We start from the raw sequence: 17,369 nt of genomic DNA on the forward strand, positions 1-17,369 counted from the left end.
GCGTTACTGGTTTCCTTCGCCGGTCATGAAGTCGTCGGGACTCACATGATCGAGAAACTCGCGGAACTTCTCCACCTCGTCCTCGGGCTCCTCCTCGGGCAGGTCGATCCCGGCGGTTTCCAGAACCGAATCCGCACACAGGATCGTCGCCCCGGTCCGCAGCGCCAGCGCGATCGCGTCCGACGGCCGGGCCTCGACCTTGACGTCCCCCTCGAAGACGAGCAAGCCGTAGAAGGTGCCCTCCTTCAGATCGACCACCTGGACCTGGGTCAGCCGGAGTCCGTGGGCCTTGAGCACCCCCACCATCAGGTCGTGGGTCAGCGGCCGGGGCGGCACGATGCCCTCGATCGCCTGGGAGATCGCCGTGGCCTCGTGTGTTCCGATCCAAATCGGCAGGTAGCGCCGGCCACCGACCTCCCGCAGCAGCACCACCGGCACATTGGACGGGTCGTCGACCCGGACCCCCATCACATCCAACTCGCGCATACCTTCAGCGTACGCGGTTGCCCTAGCCCTCCGCCGCAATCCGCAGCATGGCGGCGTGGACGTGGATCATCAGGGAGGTGACGTCCCGGCTGGGGTCGCGGCGGGGCGCCTCGGGATTCTGTCCGGCCGAGCGCGCGGCCCGGCGTTTGAACGGCGTCAGCGCCTGCTCGATGATGCCGTACTCGCGCAGCGCGACCGAGCGGACCTGGCGCAGGTGTCGGGCGTCGATCCCGTACTCGGCCAGCCGCCGCGCGGCGATCGCGATGGTGATCGCGTCGCGGCCGTAGTAGTTGGTCCCCCGCCGCGGCACCACGATGAGATTCTTCTCCAGTTCGTGCAGCGCCGGCTCGCTGAGCCCGCTCGCCTCCAGCAGCTCGGCCCGCGACAGCCGCAGCGGCTTGGTCGGATCCGGGGACGGCGTCGGTGCCGCGGCCCCGGGCGTACGCGGGGCGGGTCGGTGCAGCGGCGGATCGGGGGTCAGCCGGGGATCGGGGGCGCCCTCCGCCAGGGCGTCCCCGCTGACCCCGTCGCCGGTCAGCGGGCCGACCAGCGTCGGTTTGGTGGACTCCAGCTTCGGCGGCGCCAGCCCTCGATCCATCATGTCCAGGTGCTCGCGGATCACCTTCAGCGGCAGATAGTGATTCTTCTGCACGTCGAGGATGTAACGCAGCCGGGCGATGTCGCGCTCCCCGTACTTGCGGTACCCCGAGGGGGCTCGCTCCGGGGAAACCAGACCTTCACTCTCCAGATAGCGGATCTTGGAGATCGAAATGTCGGGAAAGTCCGCCTTCAGCGAGGTCAGCACCTGCCCGATCGTGCGCAGGTTGGACGCGGGCATCAATCACCGGGTCGCTGGGCGAAGTAGACCATCCGGAACTTGCCGATCTGCACCTCGTCCCCGGGCTTGAGGACGACGTCTCCATCGATCAGCGTGCGGTTGACATAGGTGCCGTTGAGGCTGCCCACATCCCGCACCGCGATTCCGCGATCGGTCCGGCTGAACTCGACATGATGTCGCGACACGGTGATGTCGTCGAGGAAGATGTCGGAGTCCGGGCTGCGACCGGCGGTGTGCAGGTCGCTGTCCAACAGGTACCGCGCCCCGGCGGCCGGGCCACGGTGCACGATCAGCAGGCCGGAGCCGGCCGGCAGCGATTCGATCGCCGCTTCCTCGTCGTTGGACAGCGCGCCGAAGGAGGCCAGCGGCTCCTCGGCGACCACCGGGATGGAACTGGTCGTCTCGCCCGCCGAGGGCGGGTTCAGCACCGTGCCGCTCTCAGTCGGCTCTTCGGCGGCCCGGGCCGCGGCCGGCGCCGCCTCGTCCACCTTCGTGAGGGCCGACCCACACCGGGCGCAGAAATTGCTGCCCTCCGGGTTCTGAAAACCGCAGTTGGTGCAAAATGGCATGCAGTCCTCCTGGTTGAGTTCGGTCAAGTCTAGCGATCGGGTGCGATCACTCGTCGACCTGCTGGGCGTACGCGTCGGCGTCGAGCATGTCATCGATGTCGAAGTCGGGGTCGAGTTCGATCTCGAACAGCCACCCGTCACCATAGGGATCCTGGTTGACCGTCTCGGTGGTGTCCAGGATCGCCTCGTGGATCCCGGTGACCACCCCGGAGACCGGGCACATGAGCTCGGAGACCGCCTTGGTCGACTCCAGTTCCCCGCAGGCGTCGCCGGCGGAGTACTGCTCGCCGACCTCGGGCAGGCTGATGAACACGATGTCACCGAGCTGCTCGGTCGCGTACGCGGTGACCCCGACCCGCACCAGCCGGCCATTGCCGGGGCGCGCCCACTCGTGGTCGGGCGAGTAGCGCAGATCCTCGGGGAAGTTCGACATGATTCTCCTTCGTCATGACCGTCGGGGTCGTGTCCTCCGCTGCAACCAGCGGCCACGTCGGTCCCAGATTAGTGGGACAGCGCCCGCCTGTCAGCGTGTGGGGCGGGCAAAGCTGGGCTGCGGCGCGGTCACGACCGAGTCGACCCGGATCTTGTCGCTGCGATCGACCGTGATCGAGGCGCCGACCTTGTCCCCGGTGACCTGCGAGGCGAGACCGCCCCGGAAGCGTACTGCCTCCTCCAGCGTCTGCGGATCGCCGATCACGTCCAGCACGATCGGCCGGCTGACCTGCTTGTTGTCCACCACCAGACCCGAGCCCTGATTGGCGACCCAGGTGGAGGCGACCACGCGGACCGAATCGTTGAACTCCATCGCCTCCGCACCGGCGTCGCGCATCTCCTGCAGGGCGTCGATCAGGGTGGACGCGGTGACCTTCTGCAACGGATCATCAATGGTGATCCGGATCCCCGGCCCCTGCGCCGGCGAGGTACCGGCCAGGACCGCCAGGACGTCGCGGCGCCGCTCGGCCTCGGACCGGGCGACCGCGGCGGAATCGCGGCCGGACTCCAGTTCGCGCTTGGTGTTCTCCAGGTCGTTCAGCTCACCGTTCAGCCGCGCCTCCTCCGCACCCAGACCGTCGACCAACTGGACCAGGTCCTCCTGCCGGGCGTTGGCGTAGTCGTTCCTGGTCCCGCTGCGCACCTGCCAGACCAGGCCGAACGCGACGATCGCCAGACACAGCGCCAGGATCAGTTGGGAGCGGCTGGGACGCAGGAACGCCCTCACCAGTCGGCGCCAGCCGGACGGGGACGCGGACTGCTCCGGCCGCGGCGCGGACTCGGGCTCACGCGACTCGGGTTCGGGCGACTCGGGTTCGGGCGACTCGGGTTCAGGCATGGAACAGCGACCTCCGAATCGATGCCGCATTGGTGAAGATCCGGATTCCCAGGACCACGATCACCCCGGTCGACAACTGCGAGCCGACCCCGATCTGATCCCCCAGCCAGACGATCCCGGCGGCGATGATGGTGTTGGAGACGAAGGAAACGACGAAGACCTTGTCGGTGAAGGTCCCCTCCAGGTACGCCCGGCAGCCCCCGAACAGGGCGTCGATAGCCGCCACGATCATGATCGGCAGATAGGGCTCCACGAACGGCGGCAGGCTGGGCTCCAACAGGATGCCCAGCACCACCCCGGCGATCAGCCCCAGCACGGCAATCATCGGGCCACCGTCGCAAACCGAAGTGTGATGGTGCTGTCCTCGCGCAGGACCAACCGGTCCTGTCGGGTGATCTCGTACCGCATCTGATAATTCCTTGCCAGGCTCGCCCACAATTGCCCACCGAGGGTGTCGGCGAGTCGCGCCTCGAGCGTACGCGGGTCACCGATCGCCTCGACCCGATAGGGCCGGTTCAGGGAGCGATAGTCCACGGTGATCGCATCCCCGGCATTGCGGATCGCGCTGGTGGCCGACAGCCGGTGCCCGTTGATCGAGATCGCCTCGGCGCCGGCCTGCCACAGCCCGTTCACCAGCAGTTGCAGGTCGCGGTCCAGGACGCGGTTGGCCTGCTCCCGGCCGGTTCCGTCGTCGACCACGATCGCCACCCCCGGCCCGGACACCGCGACCGCGCCGGCCGGACCCGACAGGGTGTCGATGTCGCGCTGCAGCTGGCGGGCCTGCGCATCGCTGCCCAGAGCGCGCTGCTGCAGGTCAGCGGTCTCGCCCCGGGCCCGATCCACCTCGGCCTGGGTCCGGGTGAGATTGCCCTCCAGCCGGGTGATCTCGCTGATCAGGCGGCTGCGCTCCTGGGCCGCGGCCGGGGCGGCCTGCAGGGTCTGGATGAAGCCGGTGGCCACCAGACCGCCGACCAGGAACAGAGCCAGCGCGGTGTAGACCGGATGGTGCCGCCGCGTCGTCCGCGCGGCGACCGCGGCGTACTCCGGCTCCACCGCTTCGTCGATCACCTTGCGCAGCAGGTCCATGCTGGCGTCGGGGCGACGGTCCTTCGGCTGCTGCAGGTGATACCGCACGATCAGGCCGCCGCCTCGGTGAGTTCGACCGGCGGGTTGCGGACGATCTGGACGGTCTGGGCGACATACAGCAGGCCGGCCACCCAGTACAGCCCGGCGCCCCAGCCCGCCAGCGCCCAGCCGATCACCTGGAAGGCCACCGACCAGCCGGTGTCCAGGCTGCCCAGCAGCAGGGCCGGAAATGAGAACATCAGCATGAAGGTGCCGGCCTTGCCGATGAAGTTGACCGGCAGCGAGGTGACCCCGAAGCGGCGCAACACCGGCAGCAGGCACAGCAGCATCAGGTCGCGGGCCAGCAGCACGATCAGCAGCCACCACGGCAGCACCCCGCCGAGAGCCAGCCCGACCAGGGTGGACAGGATGAACACCCGGTCCACGATCGGATCCAGCCACTGCCCGATCCGGGAGACCTGATGGAAGCGCCGGGCGATGAAGCCGTCGAACCAGTCGGTGGCCGCACTGACCGCGACCAGGACGGCAGCGGCCAGCATCTTGCCGTCGAGTACCAGCCACAGGAACACCCCGATTCCGATCAGCCGCAGGAAGCTCAGCACATTCGGGACGGTGAGCACGCGGTCGGTGTCGTAGGTCTTGTGGTCGCTCACAGGCCCAAGGCTAGGCGATCGGCGCCGATCCGCTCAGCGGGTCCGCTCCTGACTGTCCGCCGCGTCTTCGGGGGCGGTCCCGGTGTCCCAGGCGCGGGCGAGCACCGCCCGGGTGTCCCCCAGCAACTGCGGCACCGGTTTGGTCCGCCCGATGATCGGCATGAAGTTCACATCGCCGAGCCAGCGCGGCACCACGTGCTGGTGCAGGTGGGCCGCGATCCCGGCGCCGGCGATCTGGCCCTGGTTCATCCCGAGATTGAACCCCTGGGGATGCGACACACCCCGGATCACCCGCATCGCCTGCCGGGTGAGCGTGGACAGCTCCCAGGTCTCGGCATCGGTGAGGTCGGTGAAGTCGGAGACGTGGCGGTAGGGACACACCAGCAGGTGCCCCGGGGAGTACGGATACAGGTTCATCACCACGTAGCAGTGCTCCCCGCGGGCCACGATCAGCCCCTCCTCGTCGGTTCCGTCCGGAATCCGGCAGAACGGACAGGTGTGATGGGTGTCGTCGCTGGGCTTGTTCTCCCCGCCGATGTACGCCATCCGATGCGGCGTCCACAACCGGTCGAACCCGTCGGGGAGGCCTGCGAAATCGGCGGCGGACTCCAGCGGCGGATCCGACTCGGTGGTATCCATCAGACCTGGGCCTTGTCGGCAATCGCCTGCAGGATCTCCGCGACCGCCTCATCGACCGGCACCCCGTTGTTCTGCGACCCGTCGCGGTAGCGGAAGGACACCGCACCGGCATCGCGGTCCTCGCCGCCGGCGATCAGCATGTAGGGCACCTTGTCCTTCTGGGCGTTGCGGATCTTCTTCTGCATCCGGTCGTCGGAGGTGTCGACCTCCACGCGTACGCCGTGCGCCCGCAACTTCGCCGCGACCTCCTCGAGGTACGCGTTGAACTCACCGGCCACCGGGATCCCGACCACCTGGACCGGGGCGAGCCAGACCGGGAAGGCGCCGGCGTAGTGCTCCAGCAGGACGCCGAAGAATCGCTCGATGGAGCCGAACAGGGCCCGGTGGATCATCACCGGTCGCTGCCGGGAGCCGTCGGGGGCGGTGTATTCCAGTTCGAACAGTTCGGGCTCGAAGAAGTCCAGCTGGATCGTCGACAGCTGCCAGGTCCGGCCGATCGCATCCTTGGCCTGGACCGAGATCTTGGGGCCGTAGAAGGCGGCGCCGCCCGGATCGTCGACCAAGGTCAGGCCCGACTCGGTGGCGACCTCGGCCAGGGTCCGGGTCGCTTCCTCCCAGGTCGCATCATCGCCGACCGACTTCTCCGGATCCCGGGTGGACAGTTCCAGGTAGAAGTCGTCCAGGCCGTAGTCCTTGAGCAGGCCGAGGATGAAGGTCAGCAGGTTGCCGAGTTCCTCCTTCATCTGCTCCCGGGTGGTGTAGATGTGCGCGTCGTCCTGGGTGAAGCCGCGGGCGCGGGTGAGGCCGTGCACCACCCCGGACTTCTCGTAGCGGTAGACGGTGCCGAACTCGAACAGCCGCAGCGGCAGTTCTCGGTAGGAGCGGCCGCGGGACTGGAAGACCAGATTGTGCATCGGGCAGTTCATCGGCTTGAGGTAGTAGTCGACGCCCTGCCGGGTGATGTTGCCGGCCTCGTCGCGTTCCTCGTCGATCTTCATCGGCGGGTACATGCCGTCGGCGTACCACTCCAGGTGCTTGGAGGTTTCGAACAGATGGCCCTTGGTCACGTGCGGGGTGGACACGAAGGAGTAGCCGGCCTCGATGTGCCGCTTGCGGGAGTACTCCTCCATCTCCATCTTGATCATCGCGCCCTTGGGGTGGAAGACCGGCAGACCCGAGCCGATCTCCTCGGGGAAGGAGAACAGATCCAGCTCGGCGCCGAGCTTGCGGTGGTCGCGCTTGGCGGCCTCCTCCAGCCGATGCTGATAGGCCTGCAGGTCCTCCTTGGTCGCCCACGCGGTGCCGTAGAGCCGCTGCAGCTGGGCATTGGCCTGGTTGCCCCGCCAGTACGCCGCGGAGCTGCGGGTGACCGCGACCGCGGCGGGGTTGATGTACCCGGTGTGCGGGACGTGCGGTCCGCGGCACAGGTCGAACCAGGCGGTCTCGCCGTTGCGGCGAACATTGTCGTAGATGGTCAGTTCGCCGGCGCCGACCTCCATCGCGGAGCCGTCGTCGGCGCTGGAATCGCCCTTCAGGTCGACCAGTTCGAGCTTGAACGGCTCATCGGCGAGTTCCTGCTTGGCGGTCTCGTCGTCGACGACCCGGCGGACGAAGGTCTGCTTCTCCTTGATGATGCGGACCATCTGCTTCTGGATCGCCTTCAGGCTCTCCGGGGTGAACGGCTCGGCGAGCTGGAAGTCGTAGTAGAAGCCGTCGGTGATCGGCGGGCCGATGCCGAGCTTGGCCTCGGCGTGCAGGTTCTGCACCGCCTGGGCCGAGACGTGCGCGGTGGAGTGGCGCAGGATGGCCAGTCCCTCCGGGGAGGTGATCAGGACCGGTTCGATGCGATCGCCCTCGGTCAACTCGCGGGCCAGGTCGCGGGTTTCCCCGTTGACCTTCATCGCGACGATGCTGCGATCCTCCCCGAACAGGTCCAGCCCGGTGGTCGCAGTGTCCACCTGTCGCTCATCCGTGGCTCCGGACTGACTGACGGTGATGGTGATGGACACAGTGTGCTTCCTTTCCGGCGATCCACCCGGGCTCCGGGTGACAAGCGCCCATTTTGCCCGAAACCCGGAAACCGCGCAGTCGAGTTCACCCGCCGACCCGGTCGCGGCCGCTCAGGCCGGGAACTCGGTCGACCACCACCCGAGAACCCGATCCAGCCCGACGCGGGAGGAAGCGATATGGGCCGACTGTGCCGTGGCGGGGACCTCGAGTGCGGTTACCTCGATCCCCGCCCCGCTGCCGCGCAGCGCGTCGGCGCAGGTCTCGGTGCTGCCGGGGGCCACCTGTTCGTCGGCGGCGGTCGCGTACAACTGCACCGGGACGCTGGGGACCCAGTTCCGGCAGACCTGATCATTCTCCGCGACCCCGGCCGCGAAGGCCCCGGTGGGCCGGTCCAGTTGGGCCAGGCCCGCGTCGGTGAGCAGTTCCCCGGGGGTGGCCGGGAGCCCGAGGACGGTCACCAGTTCGGCGTGGTTGCCGTCCATCAGACGCTCGACCCGGCCGGCGTACGGGGCCCGGAAGAGCTCCCCCGGCTCGGTGTAGATCGACAGCCGATCGTTCCAGGCAGTGAGCACGTAGGCCATGTAGATCGTCGAGGCGCGCGGATCGACCCGGCCGGCCCGCATCGCTGGCAACTGGGATCCGGCGATGTCGTAGGGGCCGGAGATGGCCGCGACCGCCCGGGGGCGCCAGCCCGCCGGGTCGGCCTCCAACTGTCGGGCCAGCGCCAGTGCCGCGGAGCCGCCCTGGGAGAAGCCGGAGATGAGGACCTGTTGATTCAGTCCGGCACCTTCCCCCCGCAGGTACGCCGCGGCCGCCGGGAGCATGTCCCGCGCGGCGGTGGCTTCACTGGCGTGGTGCAGGTAGGGGTGCGGGCCGGTGCCGCCGCCGAGGCCGAGGTAGTCCGGGAGGACGGCCGCGTACCCCGCTGCCGCCAGCGCCAGCCCGGGCGACCGCAGGAAGGTGCTGTCCGACATCGACGCCACCAGACCCTTGCTGAGGGATGTGCCGTGAGCGTAGACCGCCGGGTCGAGCCGATCGCCGTGCGCGGCCGGAAAGACGAGCAGACCGGTGGCGACCTGCCGGCGCCCCTCGGTGTCGGTGGTGGCGTACGCCAGCCGGACGGTACGCACCGCCACTGGCTGCGGCGGAGCTTCCAGTCCCCCATCGGTCACCTGGCGGGCCACCTCATCGGGGGACACGGTGCCCAGGTCGGTGGCCTCGATCAGCTGCCCGGCGACCGCCTCACGGGGCGGCGCCGGAGCCTGGATCACCCGCGGCGGCACCACCAGCGGGACCACCTTGATCGCACCGGCCGCCAGCAGTGCGACCAGGCCGAGGAGGCCGATCGTACGCAGAGGTCGACGGATCCGTGTCGGGGACGGGGACGGGGAGTCGGCGGGTACGGGAGCGTCGGTCCGCTCGGGTTTGGTCGTCATGGTGACCATCCTTCGGCGTCCCGGGCCGCCGGCCGACCCCGCTGGCTGGCGGACCGCTGTCGGGCTACCCCGACCTGGCTGCCCGCGGTCGCCAATTCCGACACGCCGGGGACCCAGTCCCCGGGCCGCCCCCAGATCTTCCGGCACGCCACGGGCGTGGCGCATTTGAATCGCTCCACCGACCTGAGCTATATTCGGTCTTCGTCGCGGGCGGTTGGCGCAGTGGTAGCGCGCTTCGTTCACACCGAAGAGGTCGCTGGTTCGAACCCAGTACCGCCCACCGCAATCGGCCCTTGGCAGCACCGTTGTTGTTCGCCAAGGGCCGCATTGCATCATGGCCGAAATGCATCATGGCCGATCCGCATGGTGGATATGCGTACCCGGGTCCGGACTCGTTCCGTGCCCCGGAGCACGTGTGTCCGGTCGTGCACACACCGTGCCCGACATGTCCGACGCGAGGAGAGATGCCCATGGCAAGCCCCAGTACCTCGACTACCGGCACGCAGACGCCGGGTCGTCCGGCGACTCCAGGCAAATCCCGGCGTTCCGGAACTCCCCGCAAGGACGCGATCATGCGTCGCCTGCGCCGCAAGCGGCGCACCCCGCCGCCCCCGGTGATCGAAGAGAACAAGAACGCGCCGGGCTCGGTCCGACACGAGGTGGCGCTGCCCTGGGGCCCGGTCTCCTACCTCGAATGGAACCCGGAGGCCGAGACCACCATTCTGCTGCTGCACGGCGGCATGCTGGACAATGCCGAGCTTTCCTGGGGACACCTCGGCGGTGTGATGGCCGGGCTCGGCTACCGCGTCCTGGCTCCCGATCATCCCGGCTACGGGCACAGCCCGCTGGCCCCGTGGACCGCCACCCAGGAACGACTGGTGGAGTACACCGGCGAACTGGTGACCGCCTTCGGCCTGTCGGACTACATCATCGGGGGCATCTCGATGGGCGGCGGGATGACCATCGGGCACGTCCTCGACCATCCCGGCGAGGTCAAGGCGATGATGCTGTTCGACAGCTACGGCATGATGCGCCAGCAGTACATCGGCAACCCGCTGATCTCCCTGATGCGGCACAACATGGCCGCCAACGCGATCCATCTGGGCCTGTTCGACTCGTACATGGCCAGCGCCTGGAAGGATCGGGCCTCGCTGGAGAACGGCCTGCGCCGCCTGCTGGTCAACCACGACCAGCTCACCGACGATCTCGTCGACCTGGTGTACAACGAGTCCACCCATGGCCATGGGCTGGAGGTCTTCGGGCAGTGGCAGCACGACCAGTACCGCGGCTTCCGACTGAAGACCAGTTACCGCTACCGGATGGACGAGATCACCTGTCCGACCCTGATCGTGCACGGCGAGCAGGACGAGGCGGTGCTGCCGATCTTCGCCCGCTGGGCCGCACGCGAACTGCCCGACGTACGCCTGGAAGTCCTCGAACACGCCGGCCACTGGGTCCAGCGCGACGCTCCCGAACGGGTCGATCCGATCGTCACCGAGTTTCTCAGCGCCCTGCCGCACTGAGTCGGGCCCGAGGTCCCCGCTGCGGGCTCAGATCGGGTCCGGTTCGGCGAGCATCCGCTCCACGAACAGCCCACCCAAGTGCCGGGTCACCGGCCCCGGCTCGGGCCAGGTGGTGCCGTCCCAGCCCAGCACCGCCTGCACATCGCGGGTGGTGGAGGTCAGGAAGACCTCGTCGGCGGACTTGGCCTCGCTGATCGTGAGATCTCGTTCCACGATTCGGATGCCGGCCGCGCGTCCCCAGTCGATCAGCAGCGCGCGGGTCACCCCCGCCAGGGCTCCCGCGGTCAGCGGCGGGGTGATCACCTCGTCCCCACGGACCACGAACACGTTGCTGCCGGTCCCCTCGCACAGGTTGCCCATCGTGTTCGCGAAGATCGCCTCGCTCGCGCCGTGGTTCAGGGCGTACGCCAGCGCGCGAACGTTGCCGGCGTAGGAGGTGCTCTTCACCCCGGTCAGCGGGCCGGTGGTGTTGCGGGTCCAGGGCACCGTGGCGACGGTGGTGGACTCCGGCGGTCGGGTCTGCGCGCACGCCGCCACCACGAGATTCGGCGGGCCGTAGGGCGGATGCGAGCCGAGCGGCCCCAGTCCGCCGGTGAGGGTGATCCGGACCTTCCCGGTGGTCCAGGTCCGATTGGCCAGGGTCGCCTCGATCGCCTCCCGCACGAGCTCCGGCTCCGGGGCGGGGATGCTCATCGCGGCCGCGGAACGGGCCAGCCGGGTCAGATGCCGGGTGATGGCGAAGGCCCCCAGCCGATTGACCTGGAGCACCTCGAAGACGCCGTCACCCACGACCAGCCCGTGGTCCAGCACCGACACCGTGGCGCGCTCGGGATCGATCAGGGATCCGTTCAACCAGACTCGCAGGCTTCGCTCTTGGTCGACCATGCGCTCATTATCCCCCGCAGCCACCCGGGCGGCCCGGCGGGCATAGCCTGGGGGCAGAGAGGGCAGCCATGGACCAGGACCGGTTGAGCAGCGCCGACGTGTCGAACCTGCTGCTGGAGTTCCCCGATCATCCGAACCTCTTTCAGCTCGCCGGGGTGTTGGGCCCCGGTGGGTTCGTCGGTACGGATGGTTCGCTCGACCTGGCCGGGCTGCGTACGCGGTTGGGCGTACGCCTGGCCGACCCACAGCTGGCGCGCCTGAGCCGGGTGGTCCGACGCCGCGGGCGGCACTTCACCTGGGAACCGGTCTCCCCCGATCTCACCGTGCACATCCGGCTGACCGACCCGGTGGCGGACGAAACAGAGTTCGCCGCCCTGGTCGCCCGGCTGATGACCCGGCCCCTGCCGCTGGACCGCCCGCTGTGGGAACTGCTGATCGTGCCCGCGACCGCGGACGGCGCTCCCGGGCTCATTCTGCGGGTGCATCATGCGCTGGCCGATGGGGTCGGGGCGGCCCGACTGGCGCAGGTGCTGTTCGGTGGCGAGCCGCCCACCCCGAGGCCGGATCGGGCCCCGGACCCGACGCGACGGCACGGGGCGGAGATCCTGGAATCGCTGCGCCGGGTGTCGGCACCCCTGCGGGGTCGGGTTGCCCCGACGGTGCTGCTCGGGCCGATCAGTCCCCATCGCGTGGTCGCGCTGGTGGGGGCCGACCTCGGCGCCGTGGCCACCGCCGTCCATCCCATGGGCGCCACCGTGAACGATGCGCTGTTGTGCGCGGTCACCGGAGCGGTCCGGGCAGCCTTGGCCGAGGCCGGTGAGCCGGTTCCCGCGGTGATGCCGGCGAGCGTGCCGGTCGCGCTCCCCGAACGCGGCGCCTCGGGCAATGCCGTCGGGGTGATGCTGGTGCCCCTGCCCACCGGCGAGGCCGATGTGTGGGTGCGGCTGAGCCGGATCGCCGCCGAGACCCGCCGGGGCAAGGAGGCGGCGCGCCGGGCGGGCACCTTCGAGTTCACCCGGACCCGCTGCGGCACCCGGCTGTTGGCCCGGCTGTCCCACCGCCAACGCTTCATCGGTCTGTTCGTGACCCATGTGCGCGGTCCGGCCGAGCCGTTCCGGGTGGCCGGAGCCCCGATGCGGCAGGCCTGGGGTGTTGCGCAGGTGTACGGGAACGTCCGGCTCGGGGTGACCGCGATCTCCAGTGCCGGACGGCTCAACTGTGCGCTCCATGTCGCCTCCCCCGCCCTCGACGCGTCGACCCTGGAGCGGGCGCTGCACACCGAGTTCGCGGCGTTGACCGCACCCCGCCCCACGGGGGACCCGACGGCGTAGATTGCCCAGTGACCCATTTCGCCCAACCGAGGAGCTTCCCGTGTCCGAACCCAGTTCCGGAGTCACCATCGGCATCCTGTCCCCCGGCGCCATGGGCGGCGCGCTCGGTCGCGCCTGGCAGGCCGGCGGTGCCCGGGCGGTGACCACCGTGGCCGGACGCTCCGCGCGGACCCGAGCGCTGGCCGAGGGGCTGGACCTGCTCGACTCGCTCGAGGCCGTCGTGGCGGCCGCCGACATCGTGGTGAGCGTGGTGCCCCCGGCCCAGGTGATCCCGAACGCCGAGCAGATCGCCGCCGCCGCCGGGGCCACCGGCGTACGCCCGGTCGTGGCGGACCTGAACGCGGTCTCCCTGCCGACGATGGACCGGGTCGCGGAGATCCTCACCGCGGCCGGCTGTCCGGTCGTCGACGGATCGATCAGCGGGATGCCGCCGACCGGATCCGGCGCTGGGACCCGGGTCTACCTGTCCGGCGAGCGGGCCGCGGAGCTGACCCGGTTCGACTCCGGCGACCTGACCAGCACCGTGGTCGGCGCCGAGGTGGGTCAGGCCTCGGCGATCAAGATGTGCACCGCCGCGGTCTACAAGGGGCTCACCGCACTGATGATCCAGTCGCTGCGCACCGCCGACACCCACGGGGTGAGCGACCTGGTGGTGGCCGACTGGCAGGCGATGATGGGGATCACCGATGCCCCGCAGCGGATCGCGCTCGCGACCGCGAAGTCGGACCGGTTCCCCGACGAGATGCGCGAGATCGCCGCGACCCAAGAGGCGGCGGGGTACGGGGCCGAGCTGTACGAGGCGATCGCGCGGGTCTTCGAGGGGGCGTACGCCACCGAACTCGGGACGCTCAGCCCCGAGCAGGCCACCGCGATCACCGCGCTGCCGGATCTGCTGGCGCGGTTGCGGGCCCCGCGTCCGGCGGACTGACCCCGGGCCCCGCAGGATCGGAGCCGTCGATGACCGCCTGGGTGCTCCACGTGGACATGGACCAGTTCCTGGCCGCGGTGGAGTTGCTGCGCCGGCCCGAACTGCGCGGCCGGCCGATCGTGGTCGGCGGCCGGGGTGACCCGAGTGAGCGGGCGGTGGTGTCGACGGCGTCCTACGAGGCCCGGGCGTACGGGATCCATTCGGGGATGCCGCTGAAGCGGGCGGTCCGCAAGTGTCCCGAGGCGGTGTTCCTGCCGCTGGATCAGCCGGTGTACGAGGCGGCGTCCGCCCGGGTGATGGCCACGCTGCGGGCTGTTCCCGGGGCGACCGTGGAGGTGCTGGGCTGGGACGAGGCCTTCGTCGGGATCGACACCGATGACCCGGAGGCGGCGGCGCGGGAGATCCGGGCCGCGGTGCTCGCGGCGACCGGACTGCACTGCTCGGTGGGGATCGGCGACACCCTGGTCCGGGCGAAGAACGCGACCGGTTTCGGGAAACCGCAGGGCCAGTTCCGGCTGACCGCCGAGAACTGGCTGGAGGTGATGGGTGAGCGTCCGGCGGTCGCCCTGTGGGGCGTGGGCCCGCGCAGCGCCGCGCGGCTGGCCGACCTCGGGATCGCCACCGTGGCCGATCTCGCCGCCGCCGACCCGAGCGCGCTGGTCGCCGCCTTCGGGCCGAACACCGGCCCGTATCTGGTGAGCCTGGGCCGCGGGCTGGGCCGCAGCACCGTGGACGACACACCCTGGATCGCCCGCGCACACGGCCACGAGACGACCTACCAGGACGACCTGACCGACCCGGTCGAGATCACCGCTGCCCTGCGGGCCCTGGCCGAGGCGGTCGTCGCCGACCTGACCGCGGAGGGCCGAGCCTGTGCCCGGGTGCACCTGAAGGTCCGGTTCAAGCCGTTCTTCACCTTCACCCGGGTACGCAAGCTCGCCGAACCGACCTTCGATGTCGACACGATTGCCGCCACCGCCGCCGAACTCCTGCGCCGGCTCGAGGACGATCGGCCGATCCGGCTGCTGGGGATCCGCGGGGAGATGGTGCCGCCGCCGGGTGGGTATGACGCCCCGCGTACGCATGGGCGCCGTGGCAATCCCTGAGGGCGCCCCGGGGCGCTTGGGGTGGCAGCTGGGCGGGGCAGATCGGGTGGGGGGCGCCGGGCAGTTCGGGGCGGCCGGGGGCAGTTCGGGGTGGGCGGGGTGGCCGGGGGCAGTTCGGGGTGGGCGGGGCGCCGGGCAGTTCGGGGTGGGCGGCCGGGGGCAGTTCGGGTCGGCCCGCGCGCGTACTGTGTGGCCCATGCCCGACGCTGCACCCGCTGTTCTGATCGGCACCGACGGCCGCCCCCGGTGTTCCTGGGCGCACGGGGACGGGGAGTACGAGCGCTACCACGACCAGGAGTGGGGCCGGCCGCTGCACGGGGATCGCGCCCTGTTCGAGCGGATCGCGCTGGAGGGCTTTCAGGCGGGGCTGTCGTGGATCACCATCCTGCGCAAACGTCCCGCCTTCCGGGAGGGCTTCGCCGACTTCGATCCGGCGGTGGTGGCCGGGTTCGGGGAGGCCGACGTCGAACGACTGATGGGCGATCCGGGGATCGTCCGGAATCGGGCCAAAATCGAGGCGACGATCGCCAATGCCCGACTGGTGACCGCGATGGCGCCCGGTGAACTGGACGATCTGCTGTGGTCCTTCGCCCCGCGAAGCTCCGACCGCCCCACCGACCGGGCGCAGGTGCCGGCGGTGACGCCGGAGTCGACCGCGTTGAGCAAGGAACTGCGTCGGCGGGGCTTCAGGTTCGTCGGGCCGACCACGATGTACGCCCTGATGCAGGCAGTCGGGATGGTGGACGATCATTTCTCCGGCTGCTGGTGCGCAGTTCCTGGGTGAGAGGTCGCTGCCGGCGGGCAGCACTGCGGACACGGCACCGCGGCGCGGCGGCACCGCGGGCGGCAGCGGGCCCGGCGGCACGGCGGTGCGGCCGTGGAGCGGTATTGCCCGTCAGCCCGGTGCACTTCGCGACCGGTCAGCCCCCGCAGCGAAGCCCCGCCCCGCCAGCGTGGCATCGACCCCAGCCAGCGAGGCGTGGACTCCAGCCTTGCGAGGCTATGGACGCACCCGTTGAAGCCCCGACCCCAGCCAGCGCGGCGTGGACCCCAGCCAGCGAAGCATCCCGTCCAACCGTTGAAGCCTCGTTCCCGGGCAGCGAAGCACCCTTCCGAGCAGCGAAGACTCATGACCAGCAGCGAGGACTGCTGCCTTCGCTGCCCGACATGAGCCTTCGCTGGATCACTGGCCGGTGCCCATTCCAATGGCCGGTCATCACACCGGGCCGGTCATCACCCCGGCCGGTCGTCACCCCGGCCGGTCATCACCACGGCCGGTCGTCACCTCTGTCCGGTCATCACCACGGCCGTTCGTCACCCGGCCGGTCGCCCCCGAACGGCGCTCACCCCAGCCACTCACTGGCCGGCGCCCACACCCTGCCCGCGCCGGTGTCCACCCCTGATTGGGGCCACGCGGCACTGCGGGGTTGATGGGCACTCGGCGCGGGCGGACAGTCCGGGACCAAGGGGTACTCCGCGGCGCCCCCAGTACACTCCGCGAACGGTCATCCCCCAGTAGCGAAGCCTCCGGCTCAGCCAGCGAAGCCTCTTACGCAAGCGTTGAAGCATCGACCCCAACCAGCGAGGCGTGGACCCCAACCAGCGAAACTTCATATGCAAGCGTTGAAGCATCGACCCCAGCCGGCGAGGCGTGGACCCCAGCCAGCGAAGCCTTGGACGCACCCGCTGTGGCCCCGACCCCAACCAGCGAAGCATCCCGTCCACCCGTTGAAGCCTCGTTCCCGGGCAGCGAAGCACACTTCCTGGCAGCGAAGACTCATGACCGGCGGCGAGGACTGCTACCTTCGCTGCCCGACATGAGCCTTCGCTGTATCAATGGCCGGTGCCCATTCCCGTGGCGCGCCATCACCCGGGGCCGGTCGTAACCCTGGTTGTCGTTAGCCGAGGCCTGTCGCCACCAGACGGGTCGTAACCCTGGCGGGTCGTAACCCTGGCTGGTCGCAACCCTGGCTGGTCGCAACCCTGGCTGGTCGCAACCCTGGCTGGTCGCAACCCTGGGCCGGTCGCCACCCCGACGGTGCTCACCCGGGGCCGGTCGCCACCCTGCCAGTGCCGACTCCCGGCCACTGCCCACTCCCGGACGGTGCCCAATCCCCCGGCCCGCGGCCGGCGCTCCACCCGGCCCGCCCCGCGCCTGTCTCGGTCCGTATGATCACCCACTGCCGCGACACGCCGGCGGTCCCCTGATTTGGCAGAACTCCGGATCACCGACTAACGTTCAACAGGCGTTACGGGAGTGAAAACTTCCAGAACGCATGCGGACGTGGCTCAGCTGGTAGAGCATCACCTTGCCAAGGTGAGGGTCGCGGGTTCGAATCCCGTCGTCCGCTCGGAGCGTGGGGCCACCACCAAGGGGTGTTACCCCGGTTCATGGTGGGTTGGCCGAGAGGCGAGGCAACGGACTGCAAATCCGTGTACACGGGTTCAAATCCCGTACCCACCTCGGGCGGTTGGCGCAGCGGTAGCGCGCTTCCCTGACACGGAAGAGGTCGCTGGTTCGAACCCAGTACCGCCCACCAGATCAGCAC

The 17,369-nt window shown here is 69.9% G+C and carries 17 protein-coding genes and 4 tRNA genes; 9 read left to right on the forward strand and 12 right to left on the reverse strand.

Annotated features, from left to right (window positions below; genetic code table 11):
- Positions 1-3: 3 nt before the first annotated feature.
- The 11 genes from G531_RS0105640 to G531_RS20725 all read right to left on the reverse strand — a co-directional run bounded on the left by G531_RS0105640 (position 4) and on the right by G531_RS20725 (position 9,047).
- Positions 4-486: a bifunctional nuclease family protein gene (locus G531_RS0105640; RefSeq protein ID WP_026926501.1), complete on the reverse strand. Its 483-nt coding sequence runs from the start codon at positions 484-486 to the stop codon at positions 4-6.
- Positions 487-508: 22 nt separating this feature from the next.
- Positions 509-1,324, reverse strand: a complete 816-nt coding sequence (ftsR, locus tag G531_RS0105645) for a transcriptional regulator FtsR (protein WP_026926502.1) — start codon at positions 1,322-1,324, stop codon at positions 509-511.
- On the reverse strand, positions 1,324-1,893 hold the full coding sequence (locus G531_RS0105650) for a zinc-ribbon and FHA domain-containing protein (RefSeq protein WP_026926503.1): 570 nt from the start codon (positions 1,891-1,893) through the stop codon (positions 1,324-1,326). Before G531_RS0105650 ends, ftsR begins: the two co-directional genes overlap by 1 nt.
- A gap of 46 nt (positions 1,894-1,939) precedes the next feature.
- The gene (gcvH, locus tag G531_RS0105655; protein WP_026926504.1) at positions 1,940-2,326 is read right to left on the reverse strand and encodes a glycine cleavage system protein GcvH; all 387 of its coding nucleotides are present in this window, start codon (positions 2,324-2,326) and stop codon (positions 1,940-1,942) included.
- A gap of 90 nt (positions 2,327-2,416) precedes the next feature.
- Positions 2,417-3,223 (reverse strand): DUF881 domain-containing protein, encoded by an 807-nt coding sequence (locus G531_RS20710; RefSeq protein ID WP_081683857.1) that lies wholly within the window; start codon positions 3,221-3,223, stop codon positions 2,417-2,419.
- Positions 3,216-3,548, reverse strand: a complete 333-nt coding sequence (locus G531_RS0105665) for a small basic family protein (protein ID WP_026926505.1) — start codon at positions 3,546-3,548, stop codon at positions 3,216-3,218. Before G531_RS0105665 ends, G531_RS20710 begins: the two co-directional genes overlap by 8 nt.
- Positions 3,545-4,357, reverse strand: coding sequence for a DUF881 domain-containing protein (locus G531_RS0105670; protein ID WP_026926506.1), 813 nt, complete (start codon positions 4,355-4,357; stop codon positions 3,545-3,547). Before G531_RS0105670 ends, G531_RS0105665 begins: the two co-directional genes overlap by 4 nt.
- A 2-nt stretch (positions 4,358-4,359) precedes the next feature.
- Complete coding sequence (locus G531_RS20715; protein ID WP_035757673.1) at positions 4,360-4,962, reverse strand: CDP-alcohol phosphatidyltransferase family protein; 603 nt, start codon at positions 4,960-4,962, stop codon at positions 4,360-4,362.
- 33 nt (positions 4,963-4,995) lie between these two features.
- A complete protein-coding gene (locus G531_RS20720; RefSeq protein ID WP_035757675.1) occupies positions 4,996-5,601 on the reverse strand; it encodes an HIT family protein in 606 nt (201 codons plus the stop codon).
- Positions 5,601-7,610: a threonine--tRNA ligase gene (thrS, locus tag G531_RS0105685; protein WP_081683858.1), complete on the reverse strand. Its 2,010-nt coding sequence runs from the start codon at positions 7,608-7,610 to the stop codon at positions 5,601-5,603. Before thrS ends, G531_RS20720 begins: the two co-directional genes overlap by 1 nt.
- 111 nt (positions 7,611-7,721) lie before the next feature.
- The gene (locus tag G531_RS20725; RefSeq protein ID WP_051215107.1) at positions 7,722-9,047 is read right to left on the reverse strand and encodes a dienelactone hydrolase family protein; all 1,326 of its coding nucleotides are present in this window, start codon (positions 9,045-9,047) and stop codon (positions 7,722-7,724) included.
- A gap of 208 nt (positions 9,048-9,255) precedes the next feature.
- Here G531_RS20725 and G531_RS0105695 point away from each other — a divergent pair.
- Positions 9,256-9,327, forward strand: a tRNA-Val gene (locus G531_RS0105695).
- A gap of 292 nt (positions 9,328-9,619) precedes the next feature.
- Positions 9,620-10,570, forward strand: a complete 951-nt coding sequence (locus G531_RS0105700; RefSeq protein WP_051215108.1) for an alpha/beta fold hydrolase — start codon at positions 9,620-9,622, stop codon at positions 10,568-10,570.
- A 27-nt stretch (positions 10,571-10,597) separates the two neighbouring features.
- Here G531_RS0105700 and G531_RS0105705 read toward each other — a convergent pair whose 3' ends face one another.
- Complete coding sequence (locus tag G531_RS0105705) at positions 10,598-11,455, reverse strand: aminotransferase class IV (RefSeq protein ID WP_245630473.1); 858 nt, start codon at positions 11,453-11,455, stop codon at positions 10,598-10,600.
- Positions 11,456-11,523: 68 nt separating this feature from the next.
- On the opposite strand from G531_RS0105705, the gene G531_RS20730 reads away from it, so the two are divergent.
- The 7 genes from G531_RS20730 to G531_RS0105740 all read left to right on the forward strand — a co-directional run bounded on the left by G531_RS20730 (position 11,524) and on the right by G531_RS0105740 (position 17,360).
- On the forward strand, positions 11,524-12,786 hold the full coding sequence (locus G531_RS20730; RefSeq protein ID WP_051215109.1) for a wax ester/triacylglycerol synthase domain-containing protein: 1,263 nt from the start codon (positions 11,524-11,526) through the stop codon (positions 12,784-12,786).
- 40 nt (positions 12,787-12,826) lie between these two features.
- Complete coding sequence (locus G531_RS20735; RefSeq protein ID WP_051215110.1) at positions 12,827-13,714, forward strand: DUF1932 domain-containing protein; 888 nt, start codon at positions 12,827-12,829, stop codon at positions 13,712-13,714.
- Between the two features lie 29 nt (positions 13,715-13,743).
- Entirely contained in the window at positions 13,744-14,820 is a 1,077-nt protein-coding gene (locus G531_RS20740) for a DNA polymerase IV (protein ID WP_174522479.1), read from the forward strand.
- 196 nt (positions 14,821-15,016) lie between these two features.
- Complete coding sequence (locus G531_RS0105725) at positions 15,017-15,604, forward strand: DNA-3-methyladenine glycosylase I (RefSeq protein ID WP_026926510.1); 588 nt, start codon at positions 15,017-15,019, stop codon at positions 15,602-15,604.
- Positions 15,605-17,098: 1,494 nt separating this feature from the next.
- A tRNA-Gly gene (locus tag G531_RS0105730) sits at positions 17,099-17,171 on the forward strand.
- A gap of 42 nt (positions 17,172-17,213) precedes the next feature.
- Positions 17,214-17,284, forward strand: a tRNA-Cys gene (locus G531_RS0105735).
- 1 nt (position 17,285) lies between these two features.
- A tRNA-Val gene (locus G531_RS0105740) sits at positions 17,286-17,360 on the forward strand.
- The last annotated feature ends 9 nt before the right edge of the window (positions 17,361-17,369 follow it).

This window comes from Granulicoccus phenolivorans DSM 17626 = NBRC 107789 = JCM 15570 (assembly GCF_000423085.1).
GTDB lineage: Bacteria > Actinomycetota > Actinomycetes > Propionibacteriales > Propionibacteriaceae > Granulicoccus > Granulicoccus phenolivorans.

What these genes read in the sequence shown, in the direction of transcription:
- G531_RS0105700 (WP_051215108.1), top strand. Translation starts at nt 9,620, where the DNA reads ATGCGTCGCCTGCGCCGCAAGCGGCGCACCCCGCCGCCCCCGGTGATC.
- G531_RS20710 (WP_081683857.1), bottom strand. Translation starts at nt 3,223, where the DNA reads ATGCCTGAACCCGAGTCGCCCGAACCCGAGTCGCCCGAACCCGAGTCG.
- G531_RS20730 (WP_051215109.1), top strand. Translation starts at nt 11,524, where the DNA reads ATGGACCAGGACCGGTTGAGCAGCGCCGACGTGTCGAACCTGCTGCTG.
- G531_RS20740 (WP_174522479.1), top strand. Translation starts at nt 13,744, where the DNA reads ATGACCGCCTGGGTGCTCCACGTGGACATGGACCAGTTCCTGGCCGCG.
- gcvH (WP_026926504.1), bottom strand. Translation starts at nt 2,326, where the DNA reads ATGTCGAACTTCCCCGAGGATCTGCGCTACTCGCCCGACCACGAGTGG.
- G531_RS0105640 (WP_026926501.1), bottom strand. Translation starts at nt 486, where the DNA reads ATGCGCGAGTTGGATGTGATGGGGGTCCGGGTCGACGACCCGTCCAAT.
- G531_RS0105705 (WP_245630473.1), bottom strand. Translation starts at nt 11,455, where the DNA reads ATGGTCGACCAAGAGCGAAGCCTGCGAGTCTGGTTGAACGGATCCCTG.
- G531_RS20720 (WP_035757675.1), bottom strand. Translation starts at nt 5,601, where the DNA reads ATGGATACCACCGAGTCGGATCCGCCGCTGGAGTCCGCCGCCGATTTC.
- G531_RS0105725 (WP_026926510.1), top strand. Translation starts at nt 15,017, where the DNA reads ATGCCCGACGCTGCACCCGCTGTTCTGATCGGCACCGACGGCCGCCCC.
- G531_RS0105650 (WP_026926503.1), bottom strand. Translation starts at nt 1,893, where the DNA reads ATGCCATTTTGCACCAACTGCGGTTTTCAGAACCCGGAGGGCAGCAAT.
- G531_RS20725 (WP_051215107.1), bottom strand. Translation starts at nt 9,047, where the DNA reads ATGACGACCAAACCCGAGCGGACCGACGCTCCCGTACCCGCCGACTCC.
- G531_RS0105665 (WP_026926505.1), bottom strand. Translation starts at nt 3,548, where the DNA reads ATGATTGCCGTGCTGGGGCTGATCGCCGGGGTGGTGCTGGGCATCCTG.
- ftsR (WP_026926502.1), bottom strand. Translation starts at nt 1,324, where the DNA reads ATGCCCGCGTCCAACCTGCGCACGATCGGGCAGGTGCTGACCTCGCTG.